This window comes from Bradyrhizobium sp. GW821-FHT13H06 (genome assembly GCF_058803975.1).
Genome location: NZ_JBXAPN010000013.1, coordinates 190,862 through 213,677, shown reverse-complemented (window position 1 = coordinate 213,677; position 22,816 = coordinate 190,862). Strand labels below are relative to the sequence as shown.

The following is a 22,816-nucleotide window of genomic DNA, read 5'->3' as shown; positions in this document are numbered from 1 at the left end:
CTGGCCGGCATGAAGGACTCCAAGGTGATCGTTGCGATCAACAAGGACGAGGACGCGCCGATCTTCCAGGTTGCCGACTACGGCCTGGTCGCCGATCTCTACCAGGCGGTTCCGGAGCTGACGGCCGAACTCGGCAAGCTCGGCAAGTAAAAGGCATCGAAAACACCGGCCGGAGGTATAAACTCCGGCCGGTGTTGCATTTCTGAGGCGTTTTCTTTGGCGTGGGCGCGCCTTCGAAGCGATCCAATCTAGGTTTCGAGCCAAGGTTCTGATTAAATCGGACCTCCCGGCTCAAGGGGATAGGCAGGGTGCGCTCGTCGCGCGCCGTTCCGGTGGATGACATGATGGCGGCAGTGATCAAGAAGGTCGGCGTGATCGGCGCGGGTCAGATGGGCAACGGCATCGCGCATGTCGCGGCGCTGGCCGGCTTCGACGTGGTGCTCAACGACGTCTCGCCCGACCGTCTCAAGTCGGGCATGGCCACCATCAACGGCAATCTGGCGCGCCAGGTCTCCAAGAAGGCCGTCACCGAGGACGACAAGGCCAAGGCGATGGCGCGCATCACGCTCGCCGAAAAACTGGACGACCTTGCCGATTGCGACCTCGTCATCGAGACCGCGGTCGAGAAGGAAGAGGTCAAGCGCAAGATCTTCCACGAGCTCTGCGCGGTGTTGAAGCCGGAGGCGATCGTCGCCTCCGATACGTCCTCGATCTCGATCACGCGGCTTGCCGCCGCCACCGACCGCCCGGAGCGCTTCATCGGCATTCACTTCATGAACCCGGTGCCGCTGATGGAGCTGGTCGAGCTGATCCGCGGCATCGCCACCGACGACTCCACCTTCGAGACCGCCAAGGAATTCGTCGGCAAGCTCGGCAAGCAGGTCGCGGTCTCCGAGGATTTCCCGGCCTTCATCGTCAACCGCATCCTGCTGCCGATGATCAACGAGGCGATCTACACGCTGTATGAAGGCGTCGGCAATGTCGAGGCGATCGACGCCGCGATGAAGCTCGGGGCCCACCATCCCATGGGCCCGCTCGAACTCGCCGATTTCATCGGCCTCGATACCTGCCTCTCCATCATGCAGGTGCTGCACGAGGGGCTGGCGGACTCCAAGTACCGCCCGTGCCCGCTGCTGGTGAAGTACGTCGAGGCCGGCTGGCTCGGCCGCAAGACCCAGCGCGGCTTCTACGACTACCGCGGCGCCAAGCCGGTTCCGACGCGCTGATCCGCTTTGTGTCAATTCATGACGCGTTAACCTCTCGCGCCTAGGTTACGGCCGGTAAGAGGGTTCGCGTAATGGACATGATGGCGATGGTCAGCACCATGCTGGCCGCTCAGCAAGGCGCGCTGCAATCGAACATCGCAGCGACGCTGACGAAGCAGAACATGGACATGGAAAAGTCGACCGTCCTGACGCTGATGGGCGCGGGCCAACCCTCGCTGGCCAATGTCGGCCCCGGCGTCGGCGGCAATCTCAACGTCACCGCCTGAATTCCTAAAGCGATGCGGCGGCCTTGCCGGTCGCGGCGCGGAGCAGCTTGAGCGCGTCCTCGCTCGCCCATTCCGCCGGCCCCGCAATCGTCGCGATCTCGCAGCCCTGCGGGTCGACCAGCACCGAGGTCGGCATGCCCAGCGCCCGGCCTATGGCCTTAAGGTCCTGGAACACCTTGGCTTTCGGATCGCTGAAATAGCCGAGCCGGGTCAGGTTGGCCTCTTTCAGGAAGCTCTTGGGCTTGTCCGGGTCGCGGGTGTCGATATTGATCGCCACCACCTCGAAATTCGGGCCCGCCAGCTTGCCCTGGAGCTCGTCCAGCGCCGGCATCTCTTTCCGGCAGGGCACGCACCACGTCGCCCAGAGATTTACCAGCAGCGTCTTGCCGCGGAAGTCGGACAGCTTTTTCGGCTTGCCGTCGGCGTCCTCGAAGGCGAGGTCGGGCAGCTTCAACGGGGCGCTCGCCATGGTCAGCGCCGCCACCTCGCCATGGGCGAGCGGGGCGATCCTCGAGGCCGTAGCCACCGCCGTCCGGCACACCGGATCGCCTGACGGCGCCCGGCTCAGGCCGAGCCCATACAGCGCGGCGAAGCCGGCCAGTCCTCCGATCGCCACGGTGGCGATGACGAGGGGGATGCGGCGCGTGGCGGAGGGCTTCTTGTCGAGCATATCGTTTGTCATCCGGTCGCAGATATGGCTATCAGGGGCCTCTTAATACGGCTGGCCGAGGCCAGCAAACGTGGCTAGCGACAGGCAAGGCGTGAGCAAGGGATCATGAGCAACAAGATGTGGGGCGGCCGGTTCTCGGAACGTCCCGACGAGATCATGGAAGAGATCAACGTCTCCATCGACGTCGATCGTCACCTCTTCGCCCAGGACATTGCCGCGTCCAAGGCCCACGCTGCCATGCTGGCCACGCAGGGCATCATTACGGCCTCTGATGCGAAAAATATCGGCAAGGGTCTAGACACGATTTTGTCAGAGATCGGCAAGGGCAGCTTCGCATTCAAGCGCGCGCTCGAAGACATCCATATGAACGTCGAGAGCCGCCTGTCGGAGCTGATCGGCCCCGCCGCCGGCCGCCTGCATACCGCGCGTTCGCGCAACGACCAGGTCGCGACAGATTTCCGCCTGTTCGTCCGCGACGTCATCGACGAGACCGATGCCGCGCTCGCCGCGTTCCAGCAGGCGCTGGTCGAGCGTGCCCTGGAGCATGCCGGCACCGTGATGCCCGGCTTCACGCATCTGCAGACCGCGCAGCCCGTCACCTTCGGCCACCATTTGCTCGCCTATGTCGAGATGGCCGCGCGCGACCGCGGCCGTTTCCAGGATGCGCGCAAGCGGCTGAACGAATCCCCGCTCGGCGCGGCCGCGCTCGCCGGGACCTCGTTCCCGATCGACCGCCACGCCACCGCCAAGGCGCTTGCCTTCGACCGCCCGATGGCGAATTCGCTCGACGCGGTCTCCGATCGCGACTTCGTGCTGGAGACGCTGTCGGCGGCCTCGATCTGCGCCGTGCACATGTCGCGTTTTGCCGAGGAGATCGTGATCTGGACCTCGCCGCTGGTCGGCCTGATCCGTCTCAGCGACAAGTTCACCACCGGCTCCTCGATCATGCCGCAGAAGCGCAACCCGGACGCCGCCGAGCTCGTGCGCGCCAAGACCGGCCGCGTCATCGGCGCGCTCAACGGCCTCCTGATCGTCATGAAGGGCCTGCCGCTCGCCTATCAAAAGGACATGCAGGAGGACAAGCAGGGTGCCATGGAGGGCTTTGCCGCGCTGTCGCTGGCGATCCGCGCCATGACCGGCATGGTCCGCGACCTCGTGCCGGATGAAGCCAGGATGAAAGCGGCGGCGGGCGAGGGGTACGCCACCGCGACCGACCTCGCCGACTGGCTGGTGCGGACGCTGAAAATGCCGTTCCGCGAGGCCCATCACGTCACCGGCCGCATCGTCGCCAAGGCCGCCGAGGGCGGCGTGGCGCTGCACGAGCTGCCGCTGAGCGAGATGCAGGCGATCGAGCCCAAGATCACCAAGGACGTGTTCGGCGTGCTCTCGGTCGAATCGTCGGTGAAGAGCCGCACCAGCTTCGGCGGCACCGCGCCGAAGAACGTCGCGTCCCAGGCCAAGGCCTGGGCGAAGCGGCTGGAAAAAGAGCGAAAATTGGGCTGAGGGCAAAATTTCGCTTATGTTTTCATGGTCATCCGGCTCTCGCCAGAGCGCGCCAATCTCTGTATGGTGCGCGCCGCGTAGTGGGGATTTCGTTGTGACGTCAAAGTTTCGCCCGGCCGGCTCGGGGTGGGCCATCATTGTCTTGAGCCTGACGGCGCTCGCGCTTGCCGGCTGCGGCCGAAAGGGCCCGCTCGACTTGCCGCCGACCGCCTCCACGGCCGGCGGCGCCGCACCTGTTGATACCGAGACCGAAGTCCAGAGGACGCCGAGCGTGTTCAACCCGACCTACGGTGTGGATGCTGCGCCCGCGGCGGCCAAGGGCAGGAAGAAACCGTTTATTCTAGACCCGCTCCTGGACGAACCTCCCGGCAGGAAATAAGCCGGGACAAGCGAGCCTGCGCCATGAACCATTTCGACTATCGCAACGGCGTGCTGCACGCCGAGGCGGTGAACCTGTCCGAGCTGGCCGCCACCGTCGGCACGCCGTTCTATTGCTATTCGACCGCGACGCTGGAGCGGCACTACCGCGTCTTCGCCGATGCCTTCGCCGGCGAGAAGGCGCTGGTCTGCTACGCCATGAAGGCGAACTCCAATCAGTCGGTGCTGCGCACGCTGGCCAAGCTCGGCGCCGGCGCCGACGTCGTCTCCGGCGGTGAATTGAAGCGCGCGCTGGCCGCCGGTTTCCCGGCCAGCAAGATCGTGTTTTCCGGCGTCGGCAAGACGGAAGAGGAGCTGCGCGCCGCGCTTGCCGCCGACATCCTCTGCCTCAACGTGGAATCCGAGCCCGAGCTCGAATTGTTGTCACGCCTTGCGACCGCGATGGGCAAGACCGCGCGGATCTCGCTCCGTGTCAATCCGGATGTCGACGCCGGCACGCATGCCAAGATTTCGACCGGCAAGTCCGAGAACAAGTTCGGCATCCCGATCGCGCATGCGCGCGAGGTCTATGCGCGCGCCGCCAGGCTGCCCGGCATCGAAGTGACCGGCACCGACGTGCATATCGGCAGCCAGATCACCGACCTCTCCAACATGGAGACTGCGTTCCGCATCCTCGCCGAATTCGTGCAGACGCTGCGCGCCGACGGCCACGACATCAGCCACGTCGATTTCGGCGGCGGTCTCGGCATTCCGTATTACATGGACCGCGAGGCGCCGCCGGCGCCCGACGCCTATGCCGCCATGGTCAAGCGCGTCAGCCATAATCTCGGCTGCACGCTGATGTTCGAGCCGGGGCGCATGATCGTCGGCAATGCCGGCATCCTGGTCGCCAAGGTGATCTATGTGAAGCACGGCGACGGCAAGAACTTCGTGATCATCGACGCCGCGATGAACGATCTGATCCGCCCGACGCTGTATGAGGCCTATCACGACATCCTGCCGGTGACGCAGGCGGCCAAGGGCGCGGCGACGATCATGGCCGACGTCGTCGGCCCGGTCTGCGAGACCGGTGACTATCTCGCGCTGGACCGCACGCTGCCGGCGCCGAAGGCGGGCGATCTCCTCGCCATCATGACCGCGGGCGCCTATGGCGCCGTCCAGGCCGGCACCTACAACACCCGGCCGCTGGTGCCCGAGGTGCTGGTGAAGGGCGATCAATACGCCGTGGTGCGCCCGCGCATCGAGGTCGAGCAGCTCATCGCGATGGACAAGCCCGCGCCGTGGCTGTGAGGCGCTACTTCCCCGCCAATCCGCCCTTTGCGCCGCCAACCACGACCCCAGCCTTCCGCTCGATCGGCTTGATCGCCGCGGTGAAATCGGACTCGGCGCCTTCCGAGCTGATCACGGTCTCCCATAGCCGCCCGACCGCATCGGCAACCTCCATCGACAGGCCGAGCTGCTTCATCTCCTCCAGCGCCAGCCGCACGTCCTTGACCATCAGCCCCGTGGCGAAGCCGAAGTCGAACGTGCGCGGCAGCACCGCGCGCGGAAACTTGTCGCGGCTCGCCGTGTTCATGCCGGAGCCCGCATTGATGACGTCGATCATCACGGCGGGATCGAGCCCTGCCTTCACGCCCATCACCACCGCTTCCGAGGTCGCCACGATCGCTGTAGCCGACAGGAAATTGTTGGCGAGCTTCATGGTCTGCGCCGCGCCGGGCTTCTCGCCGATGAAGAACACTTTTCCGATGACGTCGAGCGCGGGCTTCAGCAGCTCGAACTCCGCCTTCGGTCCTGACACCATCACCGCCAGCGTGCCCTTCTCGGCGCCGCCGACGCCGCCGGAGACGGGGCAGTCGACCTGCACGATGTTGCGCTTGGCGAGCAGGCCATGAATCTTCGCTGCCATCGTCGAGCCGACGGTGGAGAGATCGACGAAGCGTCTTGCGCGGCTGCCCTCGATCACGCCGTTCGCTCCCGTTGCGACGTCGAGTGAAGCCTGCAGCGAAGGCAAACTCGCCATCACGGTCTCGACCTGATCGGCGACGTCCTTTGGCGACGCCGCCGCGGTCGCGCCAAGCGCCACGAGCCTGCCTGCGACGTCCTTGCGCGTGTCGAACACGACGAGCTTGTGTCCCGCCTCGATCAGCCGCCGCGCCATCGGGAAGCCCATGTTTCCGAGCCCGATGAATCCGATGTCCATGGTGTTTCCTTTTTGCTTCTTTGTCGTTGTGGAAGATGCGGGTTCCATCGCCGAAAGCGTCCCGGACAAGCGCGCCTCAAGCGCGCGTCGGTCCGGGACGGCAGCGCCGAATTGGCTACGCCTTCCCGTCGATCTCCGCGAACACCTCGCGCGCGATCCGGAAGCTGTCGACCGCGGCGGGCATGCCGCCATAGATCGCGACCTGCATCAGGATCTCGCGGATCTCCTCGCGCGTCACGCCATTGGTCAGCGCACCCTTGAGATGCGCGCGAAACTCGTGCTGGCGGTTGAGGATCGCGATCATGGCGATGTTGAGCATGCTGCGGGTCTTGCGCGGCAGCTCCTCGCGGCCCCACACCGTACCCCAGCAATATTCGTTGAGCATCTCCTGGAACGGGCGGTTGAAATCGTCGACGTTCTTCAGGGCGTTGTTGACATAGGCTTCGCCCAGCACCGCTTTGCGGACTTCCAGGCCCTTGTCGTGCATCTTCTTGTCCATGGCGTTTCCTTCGTTTCCCTCAGGGATGGCGCGCGGAAATTACGGGGTTGCACCGGGCCAGTCACGTCCTCGTGTTATGCGGGAAAAGGGGGTTCTCCCGTACAGGAACGGATGCCTCAGTGCTGCCGTTGTGATAGGCTCTTCTCTACCGGGCAACCTGGAGAGCTGATTGAACGGCGTCACCCCCGACCCGTCAGACCCGATCCGCAGCAGCGATGCGCTGTCGCGGCTGAAGCTGGCGCAGGCCCTTGATCGGGCCACTTATGCCATCGCATGGGAGCGTGCCTGGCCCAATGTGGCGCGCCTTCTGACCGTCGCCGGCCTGTTTCTGGTGGTGTCCTGGGCCGGTCTTTGGCTGGCACTGCCGTTCATCGCCAGGGCTATCGGTCTCGCCCTCTTTGCCGTGGTCGCGGTCGCCGCCCTGTTCCCGTTGCTTGGCTTCCGCTGGCCGAGCCGTGCGGAAGCGCTCGCCCGGCTCGACCGTGGCTCCGGCATCCGTCACCGCCCGGCCACCACGCTCACGGACACGCTGACCTCGCAAGACCCGGTCGCGCAGGCGCTGTGGCAGGCGCAGCGCGAGCGTACGCTGGCTTCCCTCAAGCGCGTCCGCGCCGGTCTGCCGCACCCGCGGCTCGCGCTTCACGACCCCTGGGCGTTGCGCGCGCTGGTCATGGTGATGCTGGTTGCGACCTTCTTCGCCGCCGGCGACGAGCGTGCGATGCGGCTTGGCGCCGCCTTCGACTGGAACGGGGTGCTGGCGCCGAGCAATGTTCGCGTCGATGCCTGGGTCACGCCGCCGCTGTACACCGGCAGGCCTCCGGTCATTCTGTCGGCCGCCAACAAGGAAGCTGCGGCCCTGCCCGCCAGCGGTCCGCTCGCCGTTCCCGCCGGTTCGACCCTGATCGTGCGCTCCTCAGGCGGCAGCTTGGATGTCGCCGTCTCCGGCGGCCTCAAGGAGGTTGCCCCCACCGAGGCCAGCCCCAAGGGGACCAACGAAAGGCATTTTGCCATCTCCGGCGACGGCACGGCGCATGTCCGCGCGCCTTCCGGCCAGCCGCAATGGGCGTTTGCGGCAACGCCGGACCGTGCGCCGACGATTTCACTCGCCAAGGACCCGGAGCGCCAGGCGCGCGGCGCGCTCCAGCTCTCCTACAAGATCGAGGACGATTACGGCGTCACCGGCGCCGAGGCGAAATTTGCCCTGCGTTCGATCGATGCCCGGGATGGTGCCAAGGACGACGCCAAGGACGACACCAAGGGCGGGGCGAAGGCTGCTCCCGGCGATAAGGCTGCTGCCGGCGCTGGCGACACCAGGGCGGCTCCGCGTCCGCTGTTCCAGCCGCCGCACTTCCCGCTCGCGCTGCCGAATGCACGGACCCGCAACGGCGTCGGACAGTCGGTGAAGGATCTCAGCGAGGATCCCTATGCCGGCGCCGAGGTCATGCTGACCCTCACGGCCAAGGACGAGGCTGGCAATGAGGCCACAAGCGAACCGTTCAACATGCGCCTGCCCGAACGGCTATTCACCAAGCCGCTGGCCCGTGCACTGATCGAGCAGCGCCGCATTCTCGCGCTCGATGCCAATAGGAATTCGGACGTGTATGCCGCGCTCGACGCGCTGATGATCGCGCCCGAGATGTTCACGCCGGAGCCCGGACAATATCTCGGCCTGCACAGCGTTGCGCGACAGCTCGAGGCCGCACGCACCGATGATGCCCTGCGCGAGGTCGTGGCGAGCCTGTGGGCGCTTGCGGTGACGATCGAGGACGGCAAGATCTCCGATGTCGAGAAGGCGCTGCGCGCGGCTCAGGACGCGCTGAAGCAGGCGCTGGAGCGCGGCGCGAGCGACGAAGAGATCAAGAAGCTGACGCAGGACCTGCGTCAGGCGCTGAACGACTTCATGCGCCAGCTCGCCGAGCAGTTCCGCAACAACAATGACCCGCAGCAGCTGGCGCGGCCGCTCGACCCGAACACCAAGGTCCTGCGCCAGCAGGACCTGCAGAACATGATCGACCGGATGGAGCGCCTGTCGCGCTCCGGCGACAAGGATGCCGCCAAGCAGTTGCTCGAGCAGCTCCAGCAGATGCTGGAAGGCCTCCAGATGGCGCAGCCGGGGCAGTCCGGCGAGAGCGACATGGAGCAGGCGCTCAACGAGCTCGGCGACATGATCCGCAAGCAGCAGCAATTGCGCGACAAGACCTTCAAGCAGGGCCAGGATTCCCGGCGCGAACGCTCGCGCGGCAAGCAGCAGCAGGGCGATGATCAGTCCATGTCGGAGCTGCAGCAGGACCAGCAGGGACTGCGCGACCGCCTGAAGAAGTTGCAGGACGAGCTTGCCAAGCGCGGCCTCACGCAGAAGGGCGAAAAAGGGCAGAAAGGCCAACAGGGACAGAAGGGTCAGCAGGGGGACCAGGGCCAGCCCGGCCAGAACGGCGATCAGGACGGCGACCAGGGCGATGACGACGGCAGTCTGGATACCGCCGACGGCGCCATGGGTGATGCGGGATCAAAGCTCGGCGAGGGCAATGCCGACGGCGCCGTGGACTCGCAGGGCAAGGCGCTCGACGCGATGCGCAAGGGTGCGCAGAAGATGGCCGAGGCGATGCAGCAGGGCGATGGTGACGGCCAGGGCGATGGCCCGGGCCAGCGCGCCGGCCGTCAACAGAGCGGCGGCAACCAGACCGACCCGCTGGGCCGTCCGCTGCATGGGCGCGAATATGGCGACGATTATACGGTCAAGATTCCCGGCGAGATCGACACCCAGCGTGTCCGCCGCATTCTCGAAGAGCTCCGCCGTCGTCTCGGCGATCCCTCGCGCCCGCAGATCGAGCTCGATTATATCGAGCGGCTGCTGAAGGAGTTTTGAGGCGATAGCCCCTCTTGTAGCCCGGATGAGCGAAGCGATATCCGGGGGCGCCGGTCCCGCATGTCGCTGCGCTCATGCGGGCTACGAAGTCGACGACGCTAACCTTTCTTCGCCGCCAGCGCATCCGCCACGGCCGTGCGGATGTCGGCGACCGAGAACGGCTTGGTCACGACATCATGCACCAGCGCATTCAGGTTCGAGGCGCGCTCGCGCTGGTCGGCAAAGCCGGTCATCAGCAAAATGGTCAGATCAGGGAAATCGCGGGCGGCGGAGAGGGCCAGCGCGATGCCGTCCATGACCGGCATCTGGATGTCGGTGAGCAACAGATCGAAAGCGCCGTCCTCGCGGATCAGGATCTCCAGCGCCTCGGCGCCGTCCTGGGCGGTGACGGTCTCGTGGCCGTCCATGGCGATGGCGCGCGCCACAAGCTGGCGCATCGAATCCTCGTCGTCGGCGATCAGAATTTTCGGCATGGGACCAACCTTGGGATCAACCTTCCGTGCGGGACCTCGAGCATGATCCGGAAAAATGCGTAGCGGTCTTCCGGAAAGATCATGTTCCAATAATAGCCTGATCGGTTATGCGCTGCCGCCCGCAATGTCGCGCCGGTTGAAGAAGCGAACGTCGATATTGCGGCCCTCCGGCGGCGGCGAGGCCAGGCGCGAGCGGAAGAAGGCGCGCTCGCCGGGCCGCAGCACGGTCTGTTCCAACACCGTATTCCAGGCGTAGATCTCGGCTCCTTGGGCGTCGCGCACGGCAAAGCGCAGCCGCGGGATGTCGTGCGGCTTCTTGCCCTCCCCGACGATCACGCCCTCGATCACCAGCACCTGCTTACCGTCTACGGTCTCGCTGGAGAGTTTGACGTCCTTGAAGGCCAGGCCCCGCAGATTCACCTCGAGCCCGACCATCTTGTAGAATGCCGCCGTCTGGGGCAGCAGCCGCACGACGTCGCCGCGCCAGACCACAAGGGCCAGCACCAGCGCGCCCATCGCGGTGCAGGCGGTCGGCAGGCCAAAATAGGATCTCCGCGGAGCCGTGGTGGGGGCCGGGCGGCTCACCCGCGCGCCGCGGCGGCGGAACAGGCCGCGGAACCAGGACTGGTGCTGCGCGCCGGTGGTGTCCTCTTCGGCCTGACGGGCTGCCGCTGACCACTCGTCCTCGGTCTCGCGGACCTCTTCATCCGGCCAGTCGCTGGCGATCGACGGGCTGTCGACGACAGGCGCGTTCGCGGCGCCGTCGTCCTTGGCATAGGAGTTCCATTGCTCGGCGAGGTCGGACTGGTCGTCGGCTCGGCTGGCAGCGGCCATGGCCGGAACGGAGGCCTCCTCGATGGCATCCTCGGCGTGGGCGATCCAGGTCTCCTTGCAACGGGAGCAGCGGACCGCCCGTCCGTTGGCCCCAAGGCTCGCGAGCTTGATGGCGTAGGATGTCATACAATGGGGGCAGACGATATGCATGGACGAGCCTTGATGCATGAACGAGGTCTTGGACGAATCTTGACGACCAGCCGGTCGCGGCGAACCGGGCGGCAGGGATGCTGCCAACGATGCTACTGGCCGACCGTTAACGAACCGGAAACCATAACGGCGGCAAAACCCGTTGATCGCGCGTGGCGGAGCGCAGCAGTGCGACCCGCGCCCCCTCTCGAACGGAGCTGAGCTTGGTTCGGTTCGAAAATGTCGGATTGCGTTACGGTCTGGGGCCGGAGATCCTGCGCGATCTCAGCTTCCAGATCCCGGCGCATTCCTTCCAGTTTCTCACCGGACCGTCCGGCGCCGGCAAGACGTCCTTGCTGCGCCTGCTGTTTCTGTCGCATCGGCCGACGCGGGGCCTCGTCACTCTGTTCGGCCACGACATCTCGCAGCTCGGCAAGGACGAGATCGCGGACCTGCGCAAGCGCATCGGTATCGTGCTCCAGGATTTCCGCCTGCTCGACCACATGACGACCTATGAGAATGTCGCGCTGCCGTTCCGCGTCATGGGCCGCAGCGAGTCGAGCTACCGCAAGGAGGTGATCGACCTCCTGCGCTGGGTCGGCCTCGGCGACCGCATGGACGCGTTGCCGCCGATCCTGTCGGGCGGCGAGAAGCAGCGCGCGGCGATCGCGCGCGCCGTGATCTCGCGGCCGCAGCTGCTGCTCGCGGACGAGCCGACCGGCAGCGTCGACCCGACGCTCGGCCGCCGCCTGCTGCGGCTCTTCATCGAGCTCAACAAGTCAGGCACCGCCGTCATCATCGCCACTCACGACATCGGCCTGATGGACCAGTACGAAGCACGGCGGCTGGTGCTGCACCAGGGACGGCTGCACGTCTATGAGTAGGACCGACGAGCGCGGCGTGCTGGTCGATCTCGGGCAGGAGCGTCCGCAGCTTCCGGCCAGGGCACGCAACATGTCGCCGATCGTGCCGCGCGCCTCGATCCACGGCAGAGCGCTGGTCGCCGTCGTCGCCATCATGAGCTTCCTCGCCTCGATGGCCACGGGCACGGTGCTGCTGGTGAGTGCCTCCGCCGCCGAATGGCAGTCGGACGTCGCGAGCGAAATCACCATCCAGGTTCGTCCGCAGGCCGGCCGTGATCTCGATCGCGACACCGCGGCCGTGACGGAGGCGATGCGCACGCAAGCCGGCATCGTCGAGGTCAGGCCGTTCACCAGGGAGGAGAGCGGCAAGCTGCTCGAGCCCTGGCTCGGCACCGGCCTGTCGATGGACGATCTGCCGGTGCCGCGCATGATCATCGCGCGAGTGCAGCCGGGCACGCCGCTCGATCTCGGCGCCTTGCGCGCGCGCGTGACGCAGGTCGCGCCGGGCGCCAGCGTCGACGATCACCGCGCCTGGATCGAGCGCATGCGCTCGATGAGCAACGCCATCGTGCTGGCCGGCCTCGGCATTCTCGCGCTCGTCATCATCGCCACCATCATCTCGGTTTCGTTCGCGACCCGCGGCGCCATGGCGGCGAACCGTCCAATCGTCGAGGTCCTGCATTTCGTCGGCGCCGGCGACCGCTACATCGCCAATCACTTCCTGCGCCATTTCCTCAGGCTGGGCCTGGAGGGCGGCGTGATCGGCGGCGGAGCCGCCATGCTGATGTTCGGCTTCTCAGAGTCCATCGCAGGCTGGTTTTCCGGTACCCCCGTCGGCGACCAGTTTGCCGCGCTGCTCGGCACCTTCTCGCTGCGGCCATCCGGCTACATCGTGCTTGCGGTCCAGGCCGTGCTGATCGGCGGCATCACCGCGGTGGCCTCACGCCAGACGCTGTTTGCGACATTGAATGATGTCGATTGAGCTCTTTTCTTCCCTTCTCCCATTACAAGCGGGAGAGGATGACCGGGCAGCCATTCGCAGGACTCCACTTCGCCTCAAAACGTCTTAAAATCGCTTCAGGGAAGGGATCACTGATATCGCATGAGCTCGCCGACCGACGATCGATCGCCGAAACTGCCGCGCGGCTGGCTCCGCGCGACAATCGTGTCGACGATCGCGCTTGCCTTCGTTGCCGCGGCCGCAGGCTTCGTTGCGTTCCTGTCGCATTTGCGCGGTGCCGAGACGGTGCCCGACCGCAAGGCCGACGGCATCGTGGTGCTGACCGGCGGCTCCTCGCGGGTATCGGACGCGATGGAGCTGCTCGCTGCGGGCTACGGCAGGCGGCTCCTGATCTCCGGCGTGCATCCGACCTCGAGGGCGAGCGACATCTCCCGGACCTTGCCGGAGAACCAGTCCTTCATGACTTGTTGCGTCGACCTCGACCGCACCGCGCTCTCGACCCGCGGCAACGCAGCGGAAGCGCGGCGCTGGGCCGAGGGGCGCCGGTTCAAATCGCTGATCGTGGTCACCTCCAACTATCACATGCCGCGCGCGCTGGTGGAATTCTCGCATGCGATGCCACAGATGACGCTGATCCCGTTCGCGGTGGTCGGCGACAAATGGCGCGAGGAGCCGTGGTGGACCTCGGGATCGACGCTGCGGCTGCTCCTGTCGGAATATGTCAAGTACGTCGCGGCCGAGCTCAGGGTGCGGCTGGAGCATTTCGGGATTGACCTCTGGCCTGAGATATCGGAGCAGCCTGCAGGTCAGCAGCCGAAGCGGCCCGCTACCGCACAGGCCAATTGATCGGACTATCGATGTTCCCAATCTTTCTGCGCTCGCTCGTGTTCAACGTGTTGTTCTACGCCGTGCTGGTGTGCCTTGCGATCGTGGCGCTGCCGACCTTCGCATTGCCGCCGCGCGCCATGCTGACGGTGGCGGAATGGTGGGCCAAGGCAACGCTGTTCCTGATGCGCTTGGTCTGCAACATCAAGGTCGAATTCCGCGGTGTCGAGAACATCCCGAAAGGCCCGCTGCTGATCGTGGCAAAGCATCAGTCGTTCTGGGAGACCTTCGTGCTGCCGGGCTTCTTCAACCGGCCGATCTTCATCCTCAAGCGCCAGCTCATGCAGATCCCGGTGTTCGGTCAGTTCCTGGTCAAGACCGGGATGATCGCGATCGACCGCAATGCCGGCGTGAAGGCGCTGCTGGAGATGACGCGGCGGGCGCGCGAGGCGGTGCGCAGCGGCCGCCAGCTCGTGATCTTTCCGGAAGGCACGCGCCGCGCGCCGGGCGCGCCGCCCGACTACAAGACCGGCTTTGCGCAGATCTATTCGTCGTGCGGCGTGCCGTGCCTGCCGGTCGCGCTCAACTCCGGCCTGTTCTGGCCCCGCCGCACCTTCATGCGCTATCCCGGCACGCTGGTTGTGGAATTTCTCGAACCGTTGCCGCCGGGCCTGCCGAAGGACGAGTTTCTCTCCCGCGTGCAAGCCGCGATCGAGGACGCGACCGGCCGCCTCGTCGAAGCCGGCCGCAGGGAGCAGGAGCAATTGATCGGCTCGGCGCCGAGCTACGCGCCAACGGGCGGCTAAAGCATGATTCGGAAAAGTGCGCAGCGGTTTTCCGAAGAGATCATGCTTGAACAACAACCTGAAGCGCGATGACGATTCATCCCAATCGCATCGCGCTTTAGCGAATTTCGCGATCTTCGTTCGCAGCCGGAGCGCGCAGCGAATGCGCATCACCATGCAGCATCAATGCAAGCTGATGCAGCTGCGCGTCGCGAAAGCCTTCGGCCTCGATCGCCTTCACCGTCGCGGTCACGTAATCGCGATTGGCGCCGGACTGGCCGTGGCCCTGGACGACATGACGGTGCTGCTCGGCGAGCGACAGCCGGCCGGCATATTGCGCATGGCCGCGGTCGACGACGTAAGCGAGCGCGGAGACGCGCTGGCGCGCATCGTTCTCCAGCCACACCGAACGCATCACCTCGCGATAGACCGACGTGACCTGCTCCCGTGCGCGCAAATACGCGACGACGTCGGCACGGTTCTTCTCGGCGACGCGGAAGGCGATGCCGCGGCAGGCGCCGCCGCGGTCGAGCCCGAGCACCAGGCCCGGCTTTTCCGGCGTGCCGCGATGCACGAAGGAGTAGACGCAGAGCGCGCGATGCTCGCCCACCAGCCGGGCCGGGACGCGTTCCTCGAAGTCGAAGCCTGGCCGCCACATCAGCGAGCCGTAACCGAACACCCAGAGGTCGTCCTTGGCGGTGGTAACGGAGGGGAGGGTGATTTCCGACATTTCGGGCACGGCTACCAGAACCATGCCCCGAAGCGAAGCGAATTCTCCGCCTTTCGTCGCAGGCCGTCCCCGCTTACATTTGCCAAAATCCGGGATCAAAGGTCGCCGCATGTCCAATATGACCGTTGCCGCAGGCCGTCGCTCCCGTTGGGGCCTTTTCATCGCACCCGTTCTCGTCCTGATCCTCGCGGTCGCGTGGAGCTGTTTCTGGTTCTACGCGGCGTCGCAGGCCGAAATCGCCGCAGACGCCTGGCGGGCGCAGGAGGCCAAGTCCGGCCGCATCTATGATTGCGCCAAGCGCTCGATCGCGGGCTTCCCGTTCCGCTTCGAGGTCCAGTGCTCCGGCGCCAGCGTCGCCCTGGTGTCGCAGAACGCGAGCAAGACGCCGTTCACGGCGAAGCTCGACAACATCCTGGTCGTCGCCCAGGTCTATGATCCCAAGCGCGTCATCGCCGAATTCTCCGCGCCAGCGACGCTGATCGACGGCATCACGCAAAACACCTTCGTGGTGAACTGGAGCAAGGGCCGCGCCAGCGTGGCCGGTCTGCCTGCCGTGCCGGATCGCGCCTCCATCGTGTTCGACGACCCCGCCCTCAACCGTGTCGATGGCAGCTTGCAGGTGCCGCTCGCGCGCGCCAAGCAGGTCGAGCTGCACGGCCGCCTCGCGGATGGATCACCGTCCGATCACCCCGTGATCGAGACCGTGGTCCATGTCGCGCAGGGCAGCATCCAGGGCGTTCATCCCCTGCTCGCCGAGCCGTTCGAGGCGGACACCCGCGCCAAGATCACCGGCCTCTCCGACCTCACGCCGAAGCCGTGGCCGCAGCGCTTCCGCGAGATCCAGGCTGCCGGCGGCCATATCGAGATCGTGCAGTCTCGGATCCAGCAGGGCGAGATGATCGCGATCGCGGCCGGCACGCTCGGCCTTTCGGCCAACGGCCGGCTCGACGGCGAATTGCAGATGACGGTGACCGGCCTCGAGCGCGTGATCCCGGCGCTCGGCATCGAGAAGATGCTGGAGGAGGGCGTGCCACAGGCAACGCTCGACCGCGTCGCCCCCGGCGTGAAGTCGCAGGACCTCAACAATCTGTTCGGCGCGCTCGATCGCGCCGTGCCCGGGCTCGGCAAGGTCATCAAGCAGAACGCCAATGCCGGCGTCGCCGCCGGCATCAACTCGATCGGCACCGAGAGCACGCTCGAAGGCAGGAAGGCGCGAAGCTTCCCGCTGAAATTCGTCGACGGCGCCGTGCTGCTCGGCCCGGTCAAGGTCGGCCAGATCCCGCCGCTGTATTGAACAAGATACGCCCGCCAAACACTCCGTCGTCATGCCCGGGCTTGTCCCGGGCATCCACGTCTTTCGTCAATCGCGGATGCGCGTGGATGGCCGGGACAAGCCCGGCCATGACGGAGAGAGCTACGGCTTCTTCAGCGCCGCGTGCGGCCGGCCGAAATCGGGTGCGGCCGAATCCTGGCCGATCTCGACGATGCCGCGGCGGATGGCGCGGGTGCGGGTGAAGTGATCGAACAGCGCTTCGCCGTCGCCGCGCCGGATCGCGCGGGTGAGCTTGGCGAGATCCTCGGTGAAGGTGCCGAGCATCTCCAGCACGGCTTCCTTGTTGGCGAGGAAGACGTCGCGCCACATCGTCGGGTCGGACGCGGCGATACGGGTGAAATCGCGAAAACCGCCGGCGGAGAATTTGATCACCTCGGATTCCGTCACCTGCGCCAGCTCGTCGGCGGTGCCGACGATGGTGTAGGCGATCAGATGCGGCAGATGGCTGGTGATGGCGAGCACGAGATCGTGGTGATCCGGCGTCATGACCTCGACCTTGGCGCCCATCGCCGCCCAGAACGCGCGCAGATGTTCCGTGGCCGCCGTCTCGGTGCCTTCCGGCGGCGTCAGGATGCACCAGCGGTTGATGAAGAGCTCGGCAAATCCCGAATCCGGGCCCGAATGCTCGGTGCCTGCGACCGGATGCGCCGGCACGAAATGAATGCCTTTCGGCAGATGCGGGGCCATGTCCCTGACCACCGCGCCCTTGACCGAGCCGACGTCGGAGATGATCGCGCCCGGCTTCAGATGCGCGGCAATCTCCTGCGCCACCGCTCCGCAGGCGCCGACGGGAATGCAGAGGATGACGAGATCGGCATCCTTCACGGCCTCCGCATTGGTCGCCACGACCTGATCGACGATGCCGAGCTCGGCGACCCGCGCGCGTGTCTTCTCCGAGCGCGCGGTGGTGACGATCTCGCCGGCCAGGCCCTGGAGCTTCGCAGCGCGCGCGATCGAGCCGCCGATCAGGCCGAAGCCGATCAGCGCGACGCGCTGGAAGTGCGGATCAGCATTCATTTGCCGCCCATGAAGTCGTGCAAGGCCTCGATCACGAGACGGTTGGCCTCCTCGGTGCCGATGGTCATGCGCAGCGCATGCGGAAGGCCGTAGTTCTTCAGCGCGCGCAGCACGAGGCCCCGCTTGGTCAGGAAGGCGTCGGCGTCGTCAGCAGTCTTGCCCTTGTCGGTCGGGAAGTGGATCAGCACGAAATTGGCGACGCTCGGCGTCACCTTCAGTCCGAGCTTGCCGATCTCCTCGGTGAGCCGGTTGCGCCAGGTCTCGGTGAACTGCTTCGACATTGCCTGGTGCGTGGTGTCCTCGATCGCGGCGACCGCGGCATACATCGCCGGCGTCGACACGTTGAAGGGGCCGCGGATGCGATTGACCGCGTCGATGATGTGCTCGGGGCCGAACATCCAGCCGATGCGCAGCGCAGCCAGGCCGTGGATCTTGGAGAACGTGTGCGTCACCACCGTGTTCTCGGTGGTGGCGACGAGCTCGATTCCCATCTCGTAATCGTTGCGCGAGACGTAGTCGGAATAGGCGGCGTCGAGCACCAGCAGCACGTGCGAGGGCAGGCCGGCGCGCAGCCGCTTGACCTCGTCGAACGGCAGGTAGGTGCCGGTCGGGTTGTTGGGGTTGGCGAGCCAGACCAGTTTTGTCCGTGGCGTCACGGCCTTCAGGATGGCGTCGACGTCGGCGGTGAGGTTGGTCTCCTGCGCGACGACGTTCTTGGCGCCGACCGCCATCGTCGCGATCGGGTAGACCAGGAAGCCGTGCGTGGTGGAGATCGCCTCGTCGCCGTGGCTGAGATAGGTGTGGGCGAGCAGGTTGAGGATCTCGTCCGAACCGGCGCCGCAGATGATGCGGTTGGGATCGAGCCCGAAAGAACGGCCGATCGCCTCGCGCAGCACGCGCGAGGTGCCCTCCGGATAGTCCTCCAGATGATCCGCCACGCGCTTGAACGCCTCGATCGCCTTGGGCGAGGGGCCGAACGGCGTCTCATTGGCCGAGAGCTTGAACACCTTGCGGCCCGGCTCCGGCACCGGGCTCTTGCCGGGGGTGTAGGGCGCAATATCGAGAATGCCGGGATTCGGCACGGGGCGGGACATCTTCAACTCCGAAATGGCGAGGCGCGCGATTTACGATTTCGCCCCGGTCGGGGGCACCGTATAGCGCGTTGCGTGGCTGCCGACGAGAGCCGTGGAGCGTACCGAGGCCCCCGCCTCGATCAGGGCAGCCCTGATCTTGTCGATGCTGGTCGCGCTGGTGACCGAGACCAGCAGCGCCGCCCCATCGAAGGCGGTATCGGGCACCGCCACGATCTCGGCGAGCGGCGACAGGGCGCGCGCGACCTCGGCGTTCCAACCGGAGACGCGCACGCTGAAGGTCTCGACCTCCGTCACCAGGGCGCTGTCGGGGACGCGCGAGACCGCGAACACCGGCATCGCCGCCGGATGATCGGCACGTTCGACGAAGGGCATTCGCGCGATGATCTTCGGCGCGCCAGCTTCCTCCAGCAAGAGCCACCACGGCGTGCGGCTGGAGGTCGCCGAGACCAGCGCCAGATCGCCCTTGGATTTCGCCGCCGCTTCGACCGCGGCCTGCGCGCTGAAATGCGCGACGTAAGGCACCGTGAAGCCGAAATGGAAGCGCGCGGAATCGCGCATTGCAGGCTCGCTCACCGAGATGTCGGCATGCACGGAGAACGGCGCCTGCACATAGGTGAAGGTCGAGATGATGACGCGCCAGATGCTCTCGACCGTGTCGAGCGGCAGGATGCCGCGATGGCGCCGCACGAGGTCGCGCATCATGGCGGCCTCGCGCGCCGGGCGGAACGCCGAGCCGACCTCCTGGGTCTGCTTCACCTGGATCAGGCGGTCGATGATGTCGCCGCGCTGCATCAACAGGCGATGCATGGCCTCGTCGATCGCGTCGATCTCCTTGCGCAGTTCCTGCAGCGATGGCGGCGCGGGCGGACGTTGGGACATATCTGGCTGTCGATCGTTCGGAATGGGGAGTGTCCTGATTAGGCAGTCGGGCGGCGAAAGCAAAGAGAAATGACGGCCTTTTTGGCCGATCAGATGGAGACGAATTCGATCGATCCGGACCGCGACTTGACGAAAACCGCCCAAGACGGTAGCTTTTGCCTGTTCCGTGGTCATTTGAGCCGGCCGGCTTGCAGCCACGTTAAAAAACTCGCTAAACAGGCCGGGGACGCTTCCGATCCCGGCCGAACCTATCGTTCAGGCCGGGTTTTTCATGGCCTGATTCCAGCGGCGGTCTGACGGCAGTCGCAAACGAGGTCGATGATGGTTGGCGTCAAGTCCGTACCCAGTCCTGCGATCAGCGCCGACGAACGGTCGCACGAGGTGGATCACCCGAGCTCGCAGGTAGCGCATTTCGGCGCCGAGCAGCCGCTGCGGCTCGATTGCGGCGTCGATCTCACCCCGTTCCAGATCGCCTACCAGACCTATGGCGAACTCAACGCCGATCGCTCCAACGCCGTTCTGATCTGCCATGCGCTGACCGGCGACCAGCACGTCGCCAATGTGCATCCCGTCACCGGCAAGCCTGGCTGGTGGGAGACGCTGGTCGGCCCCGGCCGGCCCATCGATCCCAAGCACTACTTCATCATCTGCTCCAACGTGATCGGCGGCTGCATGGGCTCAACCGGGCCGGCGTCGATCAATCCCGCCACCGGCAAGGTCTGGGGCCTGGATTTCCCCGTCATCACCATCCCCGACATGGTGCGCGCGCAGGCGATGCTGATCGACCGGCTCGGCATCGACACGCTGTTTGCCGTCGTCGGCGGCTCGATGGGCGGCATGCAGGTGCTGCAATGGACCTCGGCCTATCCTGCCCGCGTGTTCTCCGCGCTGGCGATTGCCTGCGCGACGCGGCACTCGGCGCAGAACATCGCCTTCCACGAACTCGGGCGCCAGGCCGTGATGGCCGACCCCGATTGGCATGGCGGCGGCTATGCCGATCACGGCATCCATCCGCATCGCGGGCTCGCGGTGGCCCGGATGGCGGCGCACATCACTTATCTCTCCGACGCGGCGCTGCATCGCAAGTTCGGCCGGCGCATGCAGGACCGCGAGCTGCCGACCTTCTCGTTCGACGCGGATTTCCAGGTCGAAAGCTATCTGCGTTACCAGGGCTCGTCCTTCGTCGAGCGCTTCGACGCCAACTCCTATCTCTATCTGACGCGCGCGATGGACTATTTCGACATCGCGGCCGACCATGGCGGCGTGCTGGCGAAGGCGTTTGCGGGAATCCAGACCCGCTTCTGCGTGGTCTCCTTCACCAGCGACTGGCTGTTCCCGACCTCGGAATCGCGCGCGCTGGTGCACGCGCTGAACGCGTCGAGCGCGCGGGTGTCGTTCGCGGAGATTGAAACCGATCGCGGCCACGACGCCTTCCTGCTCGACGTGCCCGAATTCTTCGACATCTCCCGCGCCTTCCTGCAATCGGCAGGCAAGGCCCGCGGGCTCACCGGCAAGGACCGCTAGCAATGTCTGTCCAGGAAGTGCTGCCGCTGGGGGGGCTTTCGTCCGCGCAGTCCGGTCAGTTTCGCGCCGATCATCTGCTGGTCGCCGAGATGGTCAAGCCGGGCTCGAAGGTGCTCGACGTCGGCTGCGGCGAGGGCGACCTGCTTCAGCTGCTTGAGACCCGCGGCATCGACGGGCGCGGCATCGAGCTGTCGCGCGAGGGCGTCAACCGCTGCGTTGCCAAGGGGCTCGCGGTGGTGCAGGGCGACGCCGACACCGACCTCGTCAACTATCCCGACGACGCCTTCGACTACGTGATCCTGTCGCAGACGCTGCAGGCGACGCGGCAGCCGCGTGTGGTGCTGGAGAACCTGCTGCGCATCGGCCGCCGGGCCATCGTCTCGTTCCCGAATTTCGGCTTCTGGAAGATGCGGCTGCAGCTCCTGATCGGCGGCCACATGCCGCGCACGGAGAACCTGCCGGCGACCTGGTACGACACCGCCAACATCCATTTCTGCACCATCAAGGATTTCGTCGAGCTCTGCGACGAGATCAACGTCAAGATGGAGCGCTCCATCGCGCTCGATCTCTACGGCCGCCCGGTGCCGCTGAACCTGCCCTGGTGGGTGTGGAACATGTTCGGCGAACAGGCGGTGTTCTTGCTGAGCAGGGGCGGCGGGAAGTAGCTTTCCCTACGCGCTCCTCGATGATGAAGAGCTGCAGTCCATCCTTCGTCATTGCGAGCGCAGCGAAGCAATCCAGAGTCGTTCCGCGGTGGGATTCTGGATTGCTTCGCTGCGCTCGCAATGACGGAGTCCTTGGTGACGCCGCGTTCTAATGCGCCGCCAAAGACCGCGGATCGCGCACCGGCCAGCGTCCGGCTTCCACCAGCGTGACGAACCGCTCCACGCTCTCGTTGAACAGCGCGGGCTCTTCCAGGTTGAGCACGTGGCCCGACTTCGGAAACATCGCGAGGCCCGCGGCCGGCAGGTGCTTCTTCAGGAACAGGCTGGGCCCGACGCAGGGATCGTCCTCGTCGCCGCAGATGATCAGCGCGGGCGTTGCCACCTTCGCGATCGCGTCCATCATCGTGTAGATCGAGGGACGTCCGCCCTGGAAGCCGCGCATCGTGCGCGCCGAACCCCTGGCGTCGTGCCGTGCCAGCGCGGCATAGAAATCGGCGTGGCCGCGCGGATCTTTCACCAGGAAGGGAATCCGGCTCGGCGTCTCGCGTGTGATCTTTGCGACTTCGACAGAGCCTGATGTCTCGAACTGCTCGGCATTGGCGCGGCACTGCTTGCGCCAATTGTCGAGATTGTCGAGCTCCGAGCCGGAGCCGACGCCGGCGAGCGTCATCGACAAGGCGCGCTGCGGGGCGTTCAATCCGATCTGCAGCGAGGAATAGGCGCCCATCGACAGACCCACGAGATGGGCGCGACCGATCCCGAGATGATCGAGCACCGCGAGCGCATCGGTGTAGAAATGCGTGTAGGTGTAGACTTCGCCGTCAGGCACGTCCGACGGCGTGTAGCCCCGCGCCGAATAGGTGATGCAGCGATGGCCGCGCGAGAAGTAGCGCATCTGCGGCTCCCAATTGGTGTAGTCGGCCGCAAACTCGTGCAGGAAAAGTATCGGCGTTCCCTGACCCGCCTCTTCGAAATAGATGCGGACGTCGTCCCTGGTCGTGGCGTGGGGCATTAACTGTTTCCCTCTGTCAAGCCGCCTTTGCAGGATCGCAGTTAACGCTGTTGTCCGCAATGCGGCAGCATCGAACCAGCA

Annotated in this window: 23 protein-coding genes, 1 pseudogene and 1 riboswitch; of the genes and pseudogenes, 14 read left to right on the top strand and 10 right to left on the bottom strand. The window is 65.8% G+C overall.

The features are described from left to right. The 3 genes and pseudogenes from AC1RQP_RS36020 to AC1RQP_RS36010 all read left to right on the top strand — a co-directional run. Window positions 1-150, top strand: a pseudogene (locus tag AC1RQP_RS36020) (electron transfer flavoprotein subunit alpha/FixB family protein); the annotation flags it as partial. A 194-nt stretch (window positions 151-344) separates the two neighbouring features. After that, a complete protein-coding gene (locus AC1RQP_RS36015) occupies window positions 345-1,226 on the top strand; it encodes a 3-hydroxybutyryl-CoA dehydrogenase (RefSeq protein ID WP_239629537.1) in 882 nt (293 codons plus the stop codon). A 71-nt stretch (window positions 1,227-1,297) separates the two neighbouring features. Further along, on the top strand, window positions 1,298-1,492 hold the full coding sequence (locus AC1RQP_RS36010) for a putative motility protein (RefSeq protein ID WP_028182113.1): 195 nt from the start codon (window positions 1,298-1,300) through the stop codon (window positions 1,490-1,492). Window positions 1,493-1,496: 4 nt separating this feature from the next. Here AC1RQP_RS36010 and tlpA read toward each other — a convergent pair whose 3' ends face one another. Continuing rightward, window positions 1,497-2,162, bottom strand: coding sequence for a thiol:disulfide interchange protein TlpA (gene tlpA / locus AC1RQP_RS36005; protein WP_239629539.1), 666 nt, complete (start codon window positions 2,160-2,162; stop codon window positions 1,497-1,499). A 105-nt stretch (window positions 2,163-2,267) separates the two neighbouring features. On the opposite strand from tlpA, the gene argH reads away from it, so the two are divergent. The 3 genes from argH to lysA all read left to right on the top strand — a co-directional run bounded on the left by argH (window position 2,268) and on the right by lysA (window position 5,333). Continuing rightward, on the top strand, window positions 2,268-3,665 hold the full coding sequence (gene argH / locus AC1RQP_RS36000; protein WP_492942062.1) for an argininosuccinate lyase: 1,398 nt from the start codon (window positions 2,268-2,270) through the stop codon (window positions 3,663-3,665). 94 nt (window positions 3,666-3,759) lie between these two features. Next, on the top strand, window positions 3,760-4,044 hold the full coding sequence (gene lptM / locus AC1RQP_RS35995; protein ID WP_197965983.1) for an LPS translocon maturation chaperone LptM: 285 nt from the start codon (window positions 3,760-3,762) through the stop codon (window positions 4,042-4,044). 23 nt (window positions 4,045-4,067) lie between these two features. After that, window positions 4,068-5,333, top strand: a complete 1,266-nt coding sequence (gene lysA / locus AC1RQP_RS35990) for a diaminopimelate decarboxylase (RefSeq protein ID WP_492942060.1) — start codon at window positions 4,068-4,070, stop codon at window positions 5,331-5,333. 4 nt (window positions 5,334-5,337) lie between these two features. Here the strand turns inward: lysA and AC1RQP_RS35985 are convergent, their stop codons facing one another. Together AC1RQP_RS35985 and AC1RQP_RS35980 are read right to left on the bottom strand one after the other, a co-directional pair. After that, entirely contained in the window at window positions 5,338-6,246 is a 909-nt protein-coding gene (locus tag AC1RQP_RS35985; RefSeq protein WP_239620670.1) for an NAD(P)-dependent oxidoreductase, read from the bottom strand. Between the two features lie 115 nt (window positions 6,247-6,361). Further along, window positions 6,362-6,745 carry a carboxymuconolactone decarboxylase family protein gene (locus tag AC1RQP_RS35980; RefSeq protein ID WP_028134137.1) on the bottom strand — a complete coding sequence of 128 codons (384 nt, stop codon included), beginning with the start codon at window positions 6,743-6,745 and terminating at the stop codon, window positions 6,362-6,364. Window positions 6,746-6,914: 169 nt separating this feature from the next. Between AC1RQP_RS35980 and AC1RQP_RS35975 the strand changes: the two genes are divergently transcribed. Then, window positions 6,915-9,611 carry a TIGR02302 family protein gene (locus AC1RQP_RS35975; protein WP_492942057.1) on the top strand — a complete coding sequence of 899 codons (2,697 nt, stop codon included), beginning with the start codon at window positions 6,915-6,917 and terminating at the stop codon, window positions 9,609-9,611. 98 nt (window positions 9,612-9,709) lie between these two features. Here AC1RQP_RS35975 and AC1RQP_RS35970 read toward each other — a convergent pair whose 3' ends face one another. Together AC1RQP_RS35970 and AC1RQP_RS35965 are read right to left on the bottom strand one after the other, a co-directional pair. Further along, the gene (locus tag AC1RQP_RS35970; RefSeq protein WP_028178895.1) at window positions 9,710-10,084 is read right to left on the bottom strand and encodes a response regulator; all 375 of its coding nucleotides are present in this window, start codon (window positions 10,082-10,084) and stop codon (window positions 9,710-9,712) included. 105 nt (window positions 10,085-10,189) lie between these two features. Beyond that, window positions 10,190-11,068 carry an MJ0042-type zinc finger domain-containing protein gene (locus tag AC1RQP_RS35965; protein ID WP_239620674.1) on the bottom strand — a complete coding sequence of 293 codons (879 nt, stop codon included), beginning with the start codon at window positions 11,066-11,068 and terminating at the stop codon, window positions 10,190-10,192. 203 nt (window positions 11,069-11,271) lie between these two features. Between AC1RQP_RS35965 and ftsE the strand changes: the two genes are divergently transcribed. From ftsE to AC1RQP_RS35945, 4 genes are all read left to right on the top strand, one after another. Beyond that, window positions 11,272-11,931, top strand: a complete 660-nt coding sequence (gene ftsE / locus AC1RQP_RS35960) for a cell division ATP-binding protein FtsE (RefSeq protein ID WP_028178893.1) — start codon at window positions 11,272-11,274, stop codon at window positions 11,929-11,931. Continuing rightward, the gene (locus tag AC1RQP_RS35955; RefSeq protein ID WP_492942054.1) at window positions 11,924-12,892 is read left to right on the top strand and encodes a cell division protein FtsX; all 969 of its coding nucleotides are present in this window, start codon (window positions 11,924-11,926) and stop codon (window positions 12,890-12,892) included. The genes ftsE and AC1RQP_RS35955 overlap by 8 nt, the downstream gene beginning before the upstream one ends. 120 nt (window positions 12,893-13,012) lie before the next feature. Next, the gene (locus AC1RQP_RS35950; RefSeq protein WP_239620682.1) at window positions 13,013-13,717 is read left to right on the top strand and encodes a YdcF family protein; all 705 of its coding nucleotides are present in this window, start codon (window positions 13,013-13,015) and stop codon (window positions 13,715-13,717) included. Window positions 13,718-13,728: 11 nt separating this feature from the next. Then, entirely contained in the window at window positions 13,729-14,502 is a 774-nt protein-coding gene (locus AC1RQP_RS35945; protein ID WP_492942051.1) for a lysophospholipid acyltransferase family protein, read from the top strand. Window positions 14,503-14,599: 97 nt separating this feature from the next. Here the strand turns inward: AC1RQP_RS35945 and AC1RQP_RS35940 are convergent, their stop codons facing one another. Further along, a complete protein-coding gene (locus AC1RQP_RS35940) occupies window positions 14,600-15,211 on the bottom strand; it encodes a gamma-glutamylcyclotransferase (RefSeq protein ID WP_239620686.1) in 612 nt (203 codons plus the stop codon). Window positions 15,212-15,320: 109 nt separating this feature from the next. Here AC1RQP_RS35940 and AC1RQP_RS35935 point away from each other — a divergent pair, with 109 nt between their 5' ends. Next, window positions 15,321-16,505 carry a DUF2125 domain-containing protein gene (locus AC1RQP_RS35935; RefSeq protein ID WP_492942049.1) on the top strand — a complete coding sequence of 395 codons (1,185 nt, stop codon included), beginning with the start codon at window positions 15,321-15,323 and terminating at the stop codon, window positions 16,503-16,505. Between the two features lie 120 nt (window positions 16,506-16,625). Here the strand turns inward: AC1RQP_RS35935 and AC1RQP_RS35930 are convergent, their stop codons facing one another. From AC1RQP_RS35930 to AC1RQP_RS35920, 3 genes are read right to left on the bottom strand one after another with little or no spacing between them, the layout of a single operon-like run. Then, window positions 16,626-17,561, bottom strand: coding sequence for a prephenate/arogenate dehydrogenase family protein (locus AC1RQP_RS35930; RefSeq protein WP_492942047.1), 936 nt, complete (start codon window positions 17,559-17,561; stop codon window positions 16,626-16,628). After that, on the bottom strand, window positions 17,558-18,655 hold the full coding sequence (gene hisC / locus AC1RQP_RS35925; RefSeq protein WP_492942045.1) for a histidinol-phosphate transaminase: 1,098 nt from the start codon (window positions 18,653-18,655) through the stop codon (window positions 17,558-17,560). The genes AC1RQP_RS35930 and hisC overlap by 4 nt, the downstream gene beginning before the upstream one ends. A gap of 30 nt (window positions 18,656-18,685) precedes the next feature. Beyond that, window positions 18,686-19,534 (bottom strand): chorismate mutase, encoded by an 849-nt coding sequence (locus AC1RQP_RS35920; protein WP_492942043.1) that lies wholly within the window; start codon window positions 19,532-19,534, stop codon window positions 18,686-18,688. Between the two features lie 156 nt (window positions 19,535-19,690). Then, a riboswitch (SAM riboswitch) is annotated at window positions 19,691-19,770 on the top strand. Between the two features lie 85 nt (window positions 19,771-19,855). On the opposite strand from AC1RQP_RS35920, the gene metX reads away from it, so the two are divergent. Together metX and metW are read left to right on the top strand one after the other, a co-directional pair. Continuing rightward, window positions 19,856-21,058 (top strand): homoserine O-acetyltransferase MetX, encoded by a 1,203-nt coding sequence (metX, locus tag AC1RQP_RS35915; protein WP_239629540.1) that lies wholly within the window; start codon window positions 19,856-19,858, stop codon window positions 21,056-21,058. Window positions 21,059-21,060: 2 nt separating this feature from the next. Further along, entirely contained in the window at window positions 21,061-21,723 is a 663-nt protein-coding gene (metW, locus tag AC1RQP_RS35910) for a methionine biosynthesis protein MetW (protein WP_239620699.1), read from the top strand. Window positions 21,724-21,871: 148 nt separating this feature from the next. Here the strand turns inward: metW and AC1RQP_RS35905 are convergent, their stop codons facing one another. Continuing rightward, window positions 21,872-22,735, bottom strand: coding sequence for an alpha/beta fold hydrolase (locus AC1RQP_RS35905; protein ID WP_492942040.1), 864 nt, complete (start codon window positions 22,733-22,735; stop codon window positions 21,872-21,874). Window positions 22,736-22,816 lie beyond the last annotated feature (81 nt).